General features: G+C 61.9%; 13 protein-coding genes. 2 read left to right on the plus strand and 11 right to left on the minus strand.

The window, feature by feature from the left end; all coding sequences use genetic code 11:
- Window positions 1–36 precede the first annotated feature (36 nt).
- From CFU_RS17745 to CFU_RS17765, 5 genes are all read right to left on the minus strand, one after another.
- On the minus strand, window positions 37–960 hold the full coding sequence (locus CFU_RS17745; protein WP_014007387.1) for a LysR substrate-binding domain-containing protein: 924 nt from the start codon (window positions 958–960) through the stop codon (window positions 37–39).
- 25 nt (window positions 961–985) lie between these two features.
- The gene (locus tag CFU_RS17750) at window positions 986–1,909 is read right to left on the minus strand and encodes a DedA family protein/thiosulfate sulfurtransferase GlpE (protein WP_041743639.1); all 924 of its coding nucleotides are present in this window, start codon (window positions 1,907–1,909) and stop codon (window positions 986–988) included.
- Between the two features lie 61 nt (window positions 1,910–1,970).
- The gene (locus tag CFU_RS17755) at window positions 1,971–2,675 is read right to left on the minus strand and encodes a YoaK family protein (protein ID WP_041742319.1); all 705 of its coding nucleotides are present in this window, start codon (window positions 2,673–2,675) and stop codon (window positions 1,971–1,973) included.
- A gap of 116 nt (window positions 2,676–2,791) precedes the next feature.
- Window positions 2,792–4,657 (minus strand): amidohydrolase, encoded by a 1,866-nt coding sequence (locus CFU_RS17760; RefSeq protein WP_014007390.1) that lies wholly within the window; start codon window positions 4,655–4,657, stop codon window positions 2,792–2,794.
- Between the two features lie 191 nt (window positions 4,658–4,848).
- Complete coding sequence (locus tag CFU_RS17765) at window positions 4,849–6,312, minus strand: GGDEF domain-containing protein (protein WP_014007391.1); 1,464 nt, start codon at window positions 6,310–6,312, stop codon at window positions 4,849–4,851.
- Window positions 6,313–6,501: 189 nt separating this feature from the next.
- Between CFU_RS17765 and CFU_RS17770 the strand changes: the two genes are divergently transcribed.
- Window positions 6,502–7,479, plus strand: coding sequence for an NAD(P)H-quinone oxidoreductase (locus tag CFU_RS17770; protein ID WP_014007392.1), 978 nt, complete (start codon window positions 6,502–6,504; stop codon window positions 7,477–7,479).
- Window positions 7,480–7,502: 23 nt separating this feature from the next.
- Here CFU_RS17770 and CFU_RS17775 read toward each other — a convergent pair whose 3' ends face one another.
- The 5 genes from CFU_RS17775 to CFU_RS17795 form a co-directional block, all read right to left on the minus strand.
- Entirely contained in the window at window positions 7,503–8,798 is a 1,296-nt protein-coding gene (locus tag CFU_RS17775; RefSeq protein ID WP_014007393.1) for a c-type cytochrome, read from the minus strand.
- Window positions 8,799–8,814: 16 nt separating this feature from the next.
- Window positions 8,815–9,570 carry a c-type cytochrome gene (locus CFU_RS17780; protein ID WP_148264876.1) on the minus strand — a complete coding sequence of 252 codons (756 nt, stop codon included), beginning with the start codon at window positions 9,568–9,570 and terminating at the stop codon, window positions 8,815–8,817.
- Between the two features lie 135 nt (window positions 9,571–9,705).
- A complete protein-coding gene (locus tag CFU_RS17785; RefSeq protein ID WP_148264877.1) occupies window positions 9,706–9,897 on the minus strand; it encodes a hypothetical protein in 192 nt (63 codons plus the stop codon).
- 154 nt (window positions 9,898–10,051) lie between these two features.
- Window positions 10,052–10,486 carry a glycine zipper domain-containing protein gene (locus tag CFU_RS17790; protein ID WP_041742322.1) on the minus strand — a complete coding sequence of 145 codons (435 nt, stop codon included), beginning with the start codon at window positions 10,484–10,486 and terminating at the stop codon, window positions 10,052–10,054.
- Between the two features lie 132 nt (window positions 10,487–10,618).
- Window positions 10,619–11,917, minus strand: coding sequence for an NAD(P)/FAD-dependent oxidoreductase (locus tag CFU_RS17795; RefSeq protein ID WP_041743642.1), 1,299 nt, complete (start codon window positions 11,915–11,917; stop codon window positions 10,619–10,621).
- Window positions 11,918–12,263: 346 nt separating this feature from the next.
- Between CFU_RS17795 and CFU_RS17800 the strand changes: the two genes are divergently transcribed.
- Window positions 12,264–12,704: a universal stress protein gene (locus tag CFU_RS17800; RefSeq protein ID WP_014007398.1), complete on the plus strand. Its 441-nt coding sequence runs from the start codon at window positions 12,264–12,266 to the stop codon at window positions 12,702–12,704.
- 48 nt (window positions 12,705–12,752) lie between these two features.
- Here CFU_RS17800 and CFU_RS17805 read toward each other — a convergent pair whose 3' ends face one another.
- On the minus strand, window positions 12,753–14,816 hold the full coding sequence (locus CFU_RS17805) for a PAS domain-containing sensor histidine kinase (protein ID WP_050808633.1): 2,064 nt from the start codon (window positions 14,814–14,816) through the stop codon (window positions 12,753–12,755).
- Between the last annotated feature and the right edge of the window lie 53 nt (window positions 14,817–14,869).

The following is a 14,869-nucleotide window of genomic DNA, read 5'->3' on the forward strand; positions in this document are numbered from 1 at the left end:
AGGCCGGAACAACGCTACGTTGTCCGGCCTGTTTTTTTAGAGCGCTCCCGGCACATGGCGGATCAGGCGCGCCATGGCGTCGCTGTCGCGCATGCGCGCCATCCACCAGCTCAAGGCGGCGCCGTCGTCGCCGGTGCGCCACGCCAGCGAAAAGATTTCATCCGGCTTCGGCTCCTCCACTTCTTTCACGATCAGGGCGCCCGAAGCAATCGCCGCGCTTGCGCACGGCTCCGGCAAAAAGCCGAAGCCGATGCCGGCCAGCTGCAAGTCGTATTTGCTGCGCATGTCAGGCACCGTCAGCGTATCTTGCCCAAACAGCAGGCCGACCGTGCGCGACGCCATCTTGCGCGCCGAATCGGCCACGCTGATGGCGCGGTGCGGCAGCAGCTCGGCCTTGCCCAGCACCCGCTTCACCTTGGCCAGCGGATGCGTCGGCGCCACCACGAATACAAAAGAGATCGTACCCATCTGCTCGGCGATGTAGCCGCCTCCCGCCGGTCCCTGCCCTGGCGCTGCGATCAGCAGATCGACGCGCCGTTCCAGCAAGGCTTCCCAGGTGCCGGCCAGCGATTCCCTGGCGACACGCAAGCGGGTTTTATCGGCGACGCTGCAAAAAGCGGATATGTCGGACTCCAGGGCCGCTACCGAAAACAGCGAGTCTATGCAGACCGTCAGTTCGGTTTCCCAGCCGGAAGCCACGCGGCGCACACGATGCTCCAGGTCTTCCGCCGCTTTCAGCAGATAGCGCCCTTCCTTCAGCAATTCGGCGCCGGCGCGCGTAAGGGCCACCTTCGGCCCTTGGCGCTCGTAGACCTGCACGCCCAGGTCCTGTTCCAGTTTCGATACGGTGTAGGAGATGGTTGAAGGAACCCGGTGCAATTCACTGCCGGCGGCGGAGAACGAACCGCGGCGGTCGATGGCGTCAAGGATCAGCAGCGCATCGAGACTGATTCTGAACATGGAGCTCCCGATAGAGAGGAAAGGATTAGGAATCGATCGCGTAGCCGGCCGCGATCCAGGCGTCTATGCCGCCAGACAGCGGCCGCACCTTCTTGTAACCCCTCAGCATCAGCTGCTTGGCGACCAGCGCCGCCGAAGCTTCGTTCGGGCAGGCGCAGTAGACGATCACTTCCTGGTCCACCGGCGCATCGAATACAAAGCTGTTGATTTCCTGGTGCGTGATGGTGCGCGCGCCAGGGATGCGCCCGGCCTGCTGCGAAGCCGGCGAGCGGACGTCGACGATGGCCGGCGTAATGCCCTGCTTGAACAGCTGGTCCAGTTCCGCCACCGAGATGCGCGCCATGCGCAGGGACATGCGGAAACGCCGGCGCTGCCACCATTTGCTGGCGACGAATATTGCAAAGCCGGCGGCGACCAGCATCATGCCGTACTGGCCGAGCTCGGTCAGCACGCTCAGCAGGTCGTCGATGGTGGTGCTGAACAGCGAGCCGAGGAAAATCGCCAGGCCGGCCCACAATGCCGCGCCTATGCTGTCGTAGAGGATGAAGGTGGTGCGGCTGGTGCCGATGGTGCCGGCCAGCGCGCTGGCGATGGAAGCAAAACCCGGGATGAACTTGGCGACCAGCAGCGAACGCGCGCCCCAGCGCGAATAGATGGACTCGGTTTGCCGCACGCAGGAATCGGGCGACAGCGAAATCCGGCACAAGGTAGACAGCACCTTCCTGCCGTAACGCCGGCCCGCCATGTACCAGAGGAAATCGGCGATCAGCGCCGCAACCACCGCCGTCAGCAACAGCACCGGCGCAGAATACTCGCCGCGGTGCATCAGCGCGCCGGTAATCACCAGCGTCGGATAAGCCGGCACCGGCGCTCCCAGCTGTTCAGCCAGCACATTGAAAAAGACGATGACCAGCCCATATTGCTCAATCAAATGAAACAGGTAGGTCATTTCTTTCGTCGCCTCGGTCAAGGATTGCCAGATCGGCAATATCGCCGTAATTCCTCGACCATTATAAAGTTGATGGCGATCCCGCTTCGCCCTTTTCTGAAAGATATTCCGTCACCGCCAGCCAGACCAGCAACGCCGCCGGCAACAGCAGGGACAGGAACAGCAGGTACTTGTAGGCAAAGGCGCCGCCGATGGCGCCGACGCCGAACATCACTACCGGCCAGAAGAATTTGATGCAGCGCTGGCGCACCGCTTCATCCGCCGCACCGCGCAGGATATCGACCAGGTCAATCACCAGCTGGGTGACATTGCCGGTCATGACCGTGGTTGGCGTCAGGTGCTGCAGCACCAGGCGGCTGCTGGCGTTCTGCACACCCATGCAAGCCGCGCCGCAGATGCCTGCCAGCAGGGCCAGCGGCGCTTCCGTGTCGCCGAGCGGCTGCGCCAGGCAGCCGGCGGTCATGAAGCCCAGCAAAAAAATCAGCTGCAGCATCAGCAGATAAGGCATCGGCGGCCGGGCGCCGCGCTCGAGCCAGATCAGCGTGACGCGCGTGAGCGCCACCGCGAATATAAAGGCCGGGAACGCCAGCAGCTTGATCAGCACGCCGTGCGAATGGTTGGCCAGCTCGCTGCCGATCAGCACGAAGTTGCCGGTGACGTGGGCGGTGAACAGGCCGAACAGGGCGACGAAACCTACGGTGTCGACATAACCGGCCAGGAAGCTCAGTACGACCGATTGATGGGTCCTGCGATTGCTTGCCTGCATCGTGCGTCCTCCGTCAAGCTTAGGGCCGGTTAACATGTGATTTTCGTTTTGTATAGCGCATAGTAATCCTCAAATCGTTCCCAGGCCGGACTTCCACCGGGCCGTCCGCAATAAGCCTAAAAAGCGAAACAGCTGCAACCCAACGCGCCCCAGAATCCCGAATAGTCCGAAATCGGCACCGTCGATTTTCTTGCTGCATCGTGCGCATGAGCGTGCACGCCGCAGGCGCCCGCGCACTGATGCGGCAGGGCCTGGCGCTGCTGCGGCACCGGACGATAATGACCCGGCACATTCTTCACCGGCGACCAGTCCGGCAATACCGGGATCGGCGGCGGCGCCAGCGGCCCGAATTCTGCGGCGCCGTAGACGATCTTGCCGCCCACTACCGTCAGCACCGATTCCAGCGCCTTGATGCTGTCTTCATCGATACTGAAGAAGTCTGCCGACAGCACCGCCAGGTCCGCCAGCTGCCCTTGCCTGATGCGGCCCTTCTTGCCCTGCTCGCTGGAGAACCAGGCGCTGCCGTTGGTCCACAGTTCGAGCGCGGTTTCGCGCGGTAGCCGGGCTGCGCTGTCATACAGTTTCATGCCGCCGACGGTGCGTCCCGATACCAGCCAGTACAGCGCGGTCCAAGGGTTGTAGCTGGCCACCCGGGTGGCATCGGTGCCGGCGCCGACCGGCACGCCCATCTCCAGCATGCGCGCTATCGGCGGCGTATGGGCGGCAGCTTCGGCGCCATAACGGTCGACAAAATATTCGCCCTGGAACGCCATCCGGTGCTGGATGGCGATGCCGCCGCCCAGCACGCGCACCCGTTCGATGTTCTGCGGCGTGATGGTTTCCGCATGGTCGAAGATCCAGTGCAGGCCGTCGAAAGGAATCTCGCGGTTCACTTTTTCAAACACGTCCAGCATGCGGCTGATCGATTCGTTGTAGGTAGCATGCAGGCGGAACGGCCAGCGCTGCGAGACCAGGTGCCGCACCACTTTTTCCAGTTCGTCTTCCATGCCGGCCGCCAGTTCCGGCCGCGGCTCCAGGAAGTCTTCAAAGTCCGCCGCCGAAAACACCAGCATCTCGCCGGCGCCGTTATGGCGGTAGAAATCGTCGCCCTGGCCGGGCGTGACCATGCTGGTCCATTTCTGGAAATCTTCCAGCTCCTGCCCTTTGCGCTGGGTGAACAGGTTGTAGGCGATGCGTATCGTCAGCTGCTGGTCGCGCGCCAGCTGGTCGATGATGGCGTAGTCTTCGGGATAATTCTGGAAGCCGCCGCCGGCATCGATGGCGCTGGTGAGGCCCAGCCGGTTCAGCTCGCGCATGAACTGGCGGGTGGAATTGACTTGCAGCTCGTGCGGCAAGGCCGGGCCTTTGGCCAGGGTTGCATACAGGATCATCGCATTCGGCTTGGCGATCAGCATCCCGGTCGGATTGCCGGCGGCGTCGCGCTGGATTTCGCCGCCCGGCGGATTCGGCGTGTCCTTGGTATAGCCGACGGCGCGCAAGGCGGCGCGGTTGAGCAAGGCGCGGTCGTACAGGTGGAGGACGAACACCGGCGTGTCGGGCGCGGCGGCATTGATTTCTTCCAGGGTCGGCATGCGTTTTTCGGCGAATTGGAATTCGGTCCAGCCGCCGACCACCCGCACCCACTGCGGATGCGGCGTGCGCAGCGCCTGCTCTTTCAACATGCGCAAGGCGTCCGCCAGCGAAGGCACGCCTTCCCAGCGCAATTCCAGGTTGTAGTTGAGGCCGCCGCGGATCAGGTGCAAGTGGGAGTCGTTCAAGCCGGGGATCGCGGTGCGGCCGTTCAGGTCGATCACCTGGGTCGCCGCGCCGCGATGACGCATCGCCTCTTCCGCATCGCCCACCGCAATGAATTTGCCATCCTGTATCGCCACCGCCGTCGCCAGCGGCTGCGCCTTGTCGACCGTGTGGAAGCGGCCGTTCAACAAAATCATGTCTGCGCTTATGGTTTTTTCGGTTGGCATGATATGTCCTTATGCAATTAATTCGAAATTAAAAACAGGCATCGGTTTCTTCCGACTGGCGCTGATACAGCACCGGTGAATTGCAGTATGGCCGAGGGAAAATTAAAAGAAAAACGGAAAATTTACGGGAAAGCGATCGAATTCATCGATTATTGATTTAATGATATTTCCAGCAGGCGGACTGCCTCGCTTCAAGCCATCTCATCCAGCAGCGTATGGCCGTATACCGTGAAGCGGCTTTTGCCCTGGCGCTTGGCCTGGTACATTGCTTCATCCGCCTGGCGCATGGCGGAATCCCATTCCATGTTTTCAGCCTGGCACAGGGCGATGCCGATGCTGCAGCCGATACCGTCGCCGATGGCGGCGACGCGGCTGACGATGCGGCCGGCGACCGCGGTGGCGGTAGCTTTGATGACGGCGGCGGGCGCCACCAGGCACACCACGAATTCGTCGCCGCCGACACGGCCGGCGATATCGCTGTCGCGCAGCACCGATCTGAGGGCGGCAGCCACTTCGATCAGCACGGCATCGCCGCGGTCATGCCCGAGATCGTCGTTGATGCGCTTGAATCCGTCCAGGTCAATGAATAGCAGCGCCACCGCATGGCGGCCCGGCAAATCGCGGCTGCGCAAGGTTTCCGCCAGCTCCAGGAACAGGGAACGGCTGGGCAGCCCGGTCAGGTCGTCCAGCCGCACCTGGTCCATCCTGACTTCCAGCATGGCGTTGTTCAGCGCCAGCAAACGGGCATCCTGCACCGTCTTCAGATAGACCTGGTTCATTTCGCGCAGGTAGATCAGCAGCAGCAGCGTGGCGGAAACCAGTGCGTTGCAGCGGCCGACATACCAGCCCACGGAAAACTGGCTGCCGCCGGCCATGGTGATGGCGTTGTCGCATAGTAGCGCGACCAGTGCTACCCCCAGCCACACGTGCAAGACCGCCCGAAAGCGGGTGGCCTGCCACAGCACCAGCAAGGCTAAAGCGGTGATCCCTTGCAGCAAGGGGCCGACGCCACTGCTGACCACGCCATGAAAGTCGCCGTTGTTGTCGAGCACCGGCAACTGCTCATGGAATGCCGTGACCAGCGCCAGGCTGGCGACCAGCGCCGCCATCACCGCGGCCATCAGCCATTGCGCCATGCGCTCGGGATGGTAATGCGCCAGGGCCGGGCTCCACCAGCGGCTGGCGGCATAGGCCAGGATGCCCAGCGCCAGGCCGGCATGCCAGAAAAACCATAGCCAGATCGTGGTCTGCGGCCCGCCCAGCAATGCTCCCTGCGGCAGGAACATGTCGGGCAAGGCCAGGAACTGCAGCAGGAAAATCCCGGCGCAATAAAAGCAGGCGGCGCCGATATACAGCAGATCGAGCGTCCTGGTGGCGCGGTAGTGGGCAAAAATCAGGTAGGTGATGATGATGTAGGCGACCACGGTCGCGGTCTGGTAGGAAGGCAGGAAGGCCGGCACCCGCGGCCCCATGACCGCTGCCGCCGGCAGCAACAGCAGCGTTCCCAGCACGATGCCGACGCAGACCCACAATGCGCGCCGCCGCTGGCGGCTGCTCGCCTGCCGCGTCGCCGGCGACGCGCTGATAGGATGCCAGGCCGGCTTGGACATGGCTTTGTTGCCTGCATTACGTGCATGATGTGCGCGGTCGGTCATCGCCTGTTCTTTAAGCCCTTGACTTTAAGTCCCTGACTGATTGAATTTCCATAAAGAAATCTTACCCAAGAGCATCAAAATAATAACGTGAATACTTATGCCGGGCTAATACAGAAAAGCTATTACTTGTGCTTTCAAAAGAGAAATTGGACTTGTCATACAATGGTTCTTTTACCTTGAGGCCATGTCATGCGCGCTATCGAAATCACCCATCCCGGCGGCCCAGAAGTACTGCAGATCTGCGAACGTCCCCTGCCCTCGTTCAAGCCAGGTGAAGTCCTGATCAAGGTGCAGGCCGCCGGCATCAACCGGCCGGACGTGTTCCAGCGCACCGGCAACTATTCGCCGCCGCCCGGCGCTTCCGATTTGCCGGGGCTGGAGATCGCCGGCGAAATCGTCGACGGCGATTTCGCCGGCAGCCCCTTCAAGAAAGGCGACTTGGTATGCGCCCTGGTGCAAGGCGGCGGTTACGCCGAATACTGTTGCGCGCCAACCGCCCAGTGCCTGCCGCTGCCAGAGGGATGGAGCGCGGTGGAAGCGGCGTCGCTGCCGGAAACCTTTTTTACCGTCTGGAGCAATGTCTTCGACCGCGCCAAACTGGCGAGCGGCGAGACCCTGCTGGTGCAGGGCGGCAGTTCCGGCATCGGCGCGGCGGCGATCCAGATCGCCACGGCGCTCGGCCACCGGGTATTCGCCACCGCCGGCTCGGATGAAAAATGCCGCGCCTGCGAAGCGCTGGGCGCCGAACGCGCGATCAATTACCGCACTGAAGATTTCGCCGCGGTCATCAAGGCCGCCACCGACGGCAAGGGCGTCAACGTGATCCTGGACATGGTGGCCGGCGATTACGTGCCGCGCGAAATCAGCTGCCTGGCCGACGACGGCCGCCTGGTCTTCATCGCCACCCTGGGCGGCAGCAGCGCCAATATCGATTTCCGCCACATCATGATGCGGCGCCTGACGATTACCGGCTCGACCCTGCGGCCAAGGCCGATCGCCTTCAAGGCTGCCATCGCTGCCCAGCTGCAGGAGCGCGTCTGGCCGCTGCTAGCGGCAAAAAAAATCAAGCCGGTGATCTTCAAGACTTTCCCGCTCGAGCAGGCGGCGCAAGCGCATGCGCTGATGGAAAGCAGTTCGCATATCGGCAAGATCATGCTGACTGTGTAGGGCGGGCACGCCTCTGTGCCCCCTTACTCCAGCGGCACCGCGCGATAACGATTGACCTCGGCCGCGCTCACGATCGGCGCCTTGTTGCCCCAGCTGTTGCGAATATACGAGACCACTGCCGCCACTTCGCTATCGCTCAAGGCCGGCCCGTAAGGCGGCATGCCGTAAGGACGCGGATTGGCCGCGGTGCTCGGCGCAAATCCGCCGTTGAGGACCACCCGGATCGCATTCACCGGCGCCGGCATGGTGATCGCGTGATTGCTTGCCAGCGGCGGATAAGCCGGCCACTGGCCTTTGCCGGAAGCCTGGTGGCAATCGATGCAATGGTTTTTGTAGATCTTCTGGCCCAGCTCCATCACCCGCGCCACTTCGTCCGGACTGGCACGCTCCTTGGGTTCCGACGCTTCCTTCTGGCGCGGCAAGGATTTCAGGTAGACCGCCATGGCGCGTACGTCCTGGTCGCTCAGGTGCTGCAGGCTGGCGCCCACCACTTCCGCCATCGGTCCCAGCACCGTGCCGCGCGGCGAGACGCCGTTTTTCAGCAGGCCCGTGATGTGCTCGATATCCCAGTTGCCAAGGCCGATTTCCTGGTCCGAAGTGAGCGACGGCGCATACCAGTTGACCACCGGGATAAAACCGCCGCCCAGGTCGGCTTTCAAGTCGGTGCCGCCCAGGGCATTGCGGGTAGTGTGGCAAGCGCTGCAATGGCCCAGTCCCTGCACCAGGTAGGCGCCGCGGTTCCATTCGACCGATTGCCGGGTCTCGTCCTGATACGTCCCAGGCCGGAAATACAGGGCGCGCCAGCCGTAGAGCAGGAACCGGTTGTTATAGGGAAAACGCAAATCGGACTGGCGGTTCTTCTGCTGCACCGCCGGCACGCTGCGCAGATACGCAAACATGGCGTCGGCGTCGCTGCGTGTGACCTTGGTGTAGTTCGTGTACGGGAAAGCCGGATACAGCAGGCTGCCGTCTTTCGATTTGCCGTTGTGCAGCGCTTGCCAGAAATCGTCAGCCGACCAGGAGCCGATGCCGGTTTCCCTATCGGGCGTGAGATTCGGCGCATAGATGGCGCCGAACGGCGTCTGTATTGCGCGCCCGCCGGCCAGTTCCTTGCCGCCGCGCGCCGTATGGCAAGCCATGCAGTCGCCGCCCTGCACCAGGTAAGCGCCGCGGCTTATCTGCTCGGCAGGATTCGCTGCCGCTTGCGCCGGCTGCGACGGCGCGCTGCGGTCATCGGCATTCAAGGCCACCACGACCGCGACAGCCGCAATGATCAGTAACAGCAAACCCGCCAGCAGCCACTTGAGTAGTCGTTTCATTCTGCGCTCTGTTTGATCAAGGGTTGGCCGGAGGCAGGAGGATGCTGCCGCAAGCCAGCGGCAGCTTGGCGGTGGTGGGAGCGGCCGCCGTAGCGTCGGCAGGCACCGGCTGCGCCGCCAGCCAGGACGCCACCGCGCCGATGTCTTCCGCGCTCAGGCGCTGCACTACCTGCGCCATGCAGTCGGGCGCCACGGCGTGGCGCGCACCGGTTTTCCAGGCGCCGATCTGGCCCACCAGGTAATCGCGCGGCAGGCCGAGCAGGCCTGGCGTGGTCGGCAAAACGCCGGTCATGGCGCTGCCATGGCAGGCGATGCAGGCCGGGATCTTCTTGGCAGAGTCGCCCCGGTTGACCAGGATTTCGCCGCGCGCCCGCGTCGCGCTCGACGGATCGGGAGGCTGCGGCGGTGGATAAGGCGGATGCTGGTCGGCAAAATACTGGGCGATTTCCTGCAGGTAGGCGTCCGACAGATGGTCGACCAGGTAAGTCATCATCGGATACTGCCGGCGTCCTTCGCGAAAATTGTGCAGCTGGTTATAGAGATAACCGGCCGGCTTGCCGGCGATGCGCGGGTAATAACCGTCGTTGGTGGCGCGTCCCTGCTCGCCATGGCAGGCGGTGCAGGCGGCGAGGCGTTGTTTAATGGTGTCCGGCACTGGACCTGCATCCGCGTCGGCCGCAGTGACGAGGACAGGCGACAGCGCGGCCGCAAGGAAAAACAGGAACTGTGCGCCAAGACGGCGCTCGGCCGGTCTTACCGAAAGAATCGACATGATTTTCCTGCTTATTGTTGGATTTTTTGGGAAGGCGTTCTCAATGCGATTATAGCCTAGCAAATGAGTAGCAATTCGGCCCGGCAGCAGCCATGAGGGCTTTTCCGGCTGGACAAATTGTCCCAGGCGGGACGGTCATTTCGGCGGTTTCTGCGGCACCAGCGGCTGGTCGATGGTGGTGCCAGGCTCGTTCACATACATCTGCTCTTCGACGATATCGAGCTGCTGGCTGCCATCCAGCGCGTGCCCGGTCCAGCGTTCGGCGGGATTCACCGGCTGCATTTTTTTCTGAATTTCTTTCTTACTATGCTTGATGTTTTTTTCCACAGCAGTCTCCTCCATGTATTGGCCAGCTGTCGCTGGCCTTTTCAATATAGGACGTATGGCGCCTGGCGCATAGCAAAGAATCCGGCGCGCCAATAAAAAACGCCGGTCCAGATTCTCATCTGGGCCGGCGTCCCTTGTTTAATTCAGCCTCGGATCAGCGCTCGTAGTAACCGCCCCGATATTGCTGGCGATAGTAATCGCGGTTTTCCACATAGACCGGAGCTGGGCGGTAATACACAGGCTGCGGACGGTAATACACCGGGGCAGGCCGATAATAGACCGGCGCAGGCTGGTAATAAGTCGGCTGAGGACGGTAGTACACCGGCGCAGGCTGCGCATAATAACCTTGGCCGCGATCGTAATAGCCGCGGTTGTCGTCGCGGTAGCCGCCGGAAGTTGCGCCCACGGCAGCACCCAATACGCCGCCGACGATAGCGCCGTTACGGCCGCCCACGGCGCCGCCGATGACAGCACCCGCCACCGCGCCGATGGCGGTATTGGCGCCATCGTTGTATGCCAGGGCAGAGGTTGAAACCGCAGCAGTCGTGCTGGCCAGCAGCGCAACACATATCCATTTTTTGTAAAGCATGATTGACTCCTTCAAGGGTCGTATAGTCACAGACCGCTAAGTCCACGGCTGTTGATTTGAACTATAGACCAACTTTCAGGGAAAGCACGCAAACGATACATACTTTTACATCTGAACAACATGCTTACAAAGTCAGTGCAACTTGACTGAGGGCTTGGCATGCTTCATCAGGCTGCTGGCGGCGGCGGTGACGCCGGTGCGCACCGGCCCCAGCAGGGCGTTCAGGTGCATCAGGTGCAGGCTGGAATACATCATGCGGGCGAAGAAACCGTCGACAAACCAGCCGAGCTTGGTCAGCGAGCCCATGAGGGTGCCGACCGAGGTATTCCGGCCGAACGACACCAGCGAGCCATGGTCCTTGTAGACGTAGGGCGTATCCTGCGCCGCCTGTCCTTTATTCGAGCGCACGAACATCTCCAGCAGGTAGTCGGCCTGCTGGTGCGCGGCCTGGGCCCGCGGCGGCACCATTTTGCCGTCGGGGCCGACGCAAGCAGCGCAATCGCCCAGCGCGTAGATATTGTTGCTGCCGGCGACCTTGAGCATGCCGTCGACTTCCAGCTGGCCCGATTTGGTCACCTGCAAGCCCAGGGTCTTGAGGAAATCGGGCGCCTTGATGCCGGCCGACCATACGCACAGGTCGGACACATAATTGTTGCCGTTGGCGTCGGTCACGAAATTCTCCGCGATGGCGGCGACGCGGCAATCGGTGACCACCTTCACTTCGCGCTCCTGCAACAGCTTGGTGGCGGCCTTGGAAACCCGCTCGGTCAGCGGCGCCAGCAATCGCGGCGCGCCTTCCAGAATGGTGATGCGGACGTCGCGGTTGGGGTTCAGGTGCGGGAAATCGTAATCGGTATAGACGCTGCTGGCGTCGCGCAATTCCGCCGCCAGTTCGACGCCGGTGGCGCCGCCGCCGACGATCACGATGTCGACGCCCGCCTCCGGATCCTTTTCTTTCTGCAGGTCCGCCAGCGCCAGCATTTTCAGCAGGCGCAGCCGGAAATGTTCGGCGTCTTCGGTCGTGTTGAGCGAGATCGTATTTTCTTCGGCGCCGCTGATGCCGAAATAGTTGGAAACGCTGCCGACCGCAATCACCAGCTTGCTGAAGCCAATCTGGCGCGGCGGGATCAGTTCCAGCGCCGACTCATCCAGCACCGCATCCACCGTGATCGTGTTGTTGACGCTGTCGAGCGCAGTCATGGCGCCATAGACGAAGCGGAATTTATTGTCATGCGCCAACATCTGGTAAGACAGGCCTTCCTGATGGATATCGCGCGTACCCGCGGCAACTTCATGCAGCGACGGTTTCCAGATGTGGTACAGCGCCCGGTCCACCAGCGTGACGTGGCCGCTTCCCAGCTTGCGGCCGAGCTTGCAAGCCAGTTCCAGGCCGCCGGCGCCGCCGCCGACAATCACGATTTCATCCGACATCCATTTTTCCTTCGACTTTTTATTGATCAATCACGTTGCGAAACGCTGCAGCTTGCGCAGCCCAGAATCGGCGCGCTACGCGCCAAGTCTACTTTTATAGTGCTGCATAGCGCAATAGTGCCGTAGTTTTACCGCTTTTTGATCAGGCGCGGCCAATTTGCAGTATTCGGGGAAACCCGCAACGCGCCAAAAACGGCATCGGCAGAATCCGAAAACCCCCTTTCATCATGCAAAACAGGCGCTGCAAAACATCGCTGCAAATACCCAAATGGCCTCTGGTTGACAGCCGCAGACTGCGCTATGATGAAAGCAGAGACCATTGCAAATATAATTTTCAGGAGGGTATATGTACCGGAAAATTCTCGTCGCCTACAATGGCACGCCCGAAAGCCGTTCTGCCCTGTATTCCTGCATCCAGCTGGCGCCAGGCGCTGACGTCGAGGTCCACCTGCTGGGAGTCATCAACCTCGCCACCTACCTGATGGCAGGCGAATTTGTCGCCGAATCCGCCATCAGGGCTGAAAAAACCCTGCTCGAACAAGAACTGATCAAGGGCCACAAGCTGCTCAGCGACGCCGGCATCAAGGCGATCGACCATTTTGAAAGCGGTGAACCGGTGAACGTGATCAGCGACCTGGTCAGCAAACTGGCGATAGACCTGGTAATCGTCGGCCATTCGCGCAAGAAACCGATGGCGACCCGCTGGTGGCGCGGCTCGGTCGATACCCTCCTGGTCGAAAAAGTACCCTGCAGCGTACTGGTGGCGACCGATCCCTGTCCGCCGTAAGCCCGCACCAGGCTGGTGCTCCCAGCCTTCCGCCCTGCCATCGCCTGCTTATGCCTTAGGCCCATCCGCCGGCGCCTGCTCAAGCACCGGCAATTCGATCACCACCGTCGTGCCCTTGCCTTCGCCGCCGCCAAAGCGGACTTTCCCACCCAGGTAAGTGGCCCTTTCATGCAGGCCGCGCAAACCGTGGGTGGTGGTGTTTTCAAAACGCTGCTGCGACATGCCGACGCCGTTGTCGCGCACCGTCAGCGCCAGCCGGTCTTCGTCGATGTCGAGAATCAAATCGACCTGGGTGGCCTGGGCGTGCTTGGAGACGTTGTTCAGGATTTCCTGCAGCATGCGATAGACTGCGATTTCGATCTTGTGATCGACCGTAATGTCCTCATCCGGCAAGCTGGATTTGCAGACAATCTCGGTGCGCCGGCCAAAATCTTCCAGCTGTTCGAGAATCGCCGCTTTCAAGCCGAACAGCTCAAGCGTGTTCGGCCGCAATTCAACCTGGATCCGGCGCGTGGTCGCCACCAGCGAGCTGAGCAGGGTTTGCATCTGCGCCTGGCGCTGCTGCCAATGCTCATTCTCCGGCAGGATCTTGTAGACACCTTCCAGGTGCATGCTGAGCGCCGTCAGGGATGCCCCCATGTTGTCGTGCAGCTCGCGCGCAATCGCCCGCTTCTCTTCTTCCCGTATGGTTTCCATATGGTTGGCCAATTCGCGCAGCAAGGCGGTGCGCTGGGCGATAGTACGCTCCAGCTCCAGTTCGCGCTGCCTGAGCGAATCCTCGGCGCGCTTGCGCTCGCTGATGTCGGTGGCGATGCCGACCACGCCCATGACCCGCCTGTGCTGGTCGAACCATGGCGCCTTGGTGGTCTGGAACGTCGCTATGTCGCCTGGCAGTTGTACCGTCTGTTCCAGCGTTTCCGAGACCCCGCCGCTCATGATGCGGGCATCATCCCTGTCGATGCGCACCGCATCTTCTTCGCACGCGAACAGTTCGCCGCTGCTGCGGTGCTTGGCCTCTTGCCACGTCAGTCCAAGCTGGCGCAAATAAGCCGGGTTGGCGAAAATCAGGCGTCCCTGGTGGTCTTTCACGAAAATCGGATCGTTGGTATTGTCGCTCACGGCAATCAGCAAGGCGGTGGCTTCGGCCAGCTCCGCCGCGCTTTGCAGGCGGGCGCCGTATTCGCGGTCGACCTTGCCGGCGGTGCGCCAGAAAATGAACAGCACCAGCACGCCGTCGATCAAGGTCAGCAACGGCGGCACCGAGGTACGGTCGTAGAAACCGTGGCGCGCGCCCCAATCCGCCAGCCAGTGCAGCGCGACCAGCAGCACCAGCATCTGCGGCAGGGAGCGGCGCAGCATCTGCCCCCCCGGCGCATGGCGCGTGATGATCGCCATCAGGCGCCGGTGCGGGCGCGACATCAGCAGTGCTATACCGAACAACAGGAAAGCGATGGCCGACAGCCCCGGAATGCTCGTTGCGTAGACCATCTGGGTCATTGCCGCAACGTTGTACAGGTAACCCAGCAGCGGGATCGCGCTCAAAAATATAAGGGAGATCGCCAGGTATTCGGCCAGGTGGCTTTCCTTTTTGCTGCGGCGGTCAAGCAGGAGCAAAGCCAGTCCGCACAAAATGAACCCGATAGCCACCATGGGATGCAGGCCGCTCGGGTTGTGCAAACCAGGCTGCGGCGCCAGCGCCGCAAGGAAGATCTCAAGCCAGGCGGCGTTATGGAAGGCTTCTTGCCAAAGCGCGGCGCCGGCAAACAGCAGCAGCAACACAGCCAGCACTTGCGCGATGAACCGGATCGCCTGTTGCGGCCTGGCCGTCAGGCACCGCAGCAGCAGGCTGCCGGCAGCCAGTAAAAACCCGGCTGCGGTGTTGGCCCGCATCAGTGGCAGCTGCGAAGTCGGAAACGGCAGCGTTACCTGGCAGACGCAGGCAATCAGCACCACGGCGGACACGATCATCAGCGCCGTGCTCACGACGATGGCGGCGATGGTGGTGCGCGACACATAGGTGCGGGTAGTGGCGAGACTTTCCAGCGCGCGTGTCTTCAGCAACTCCCGGTAGTGCGGATTGCCTAGCCCAGCCTCGGGGCTGTCTGTCGTCAAGTCGCCTCCAGCAAGTAGTCGGTCAATGCGTGCGGTCAATGCGTGTCGGTCAA

Origin of the sequence: Collimonas fungivorans Ter331 (assembly GCF_000221045.1) — a bacterium.
GTDB classification, from domain to species: Bacteria; Pseudomonadota; Gammaproteobacteria; order Burkholderiales; family Burkholderiaceae_D; genus Collimonas; species Collimonas fungivorans_A.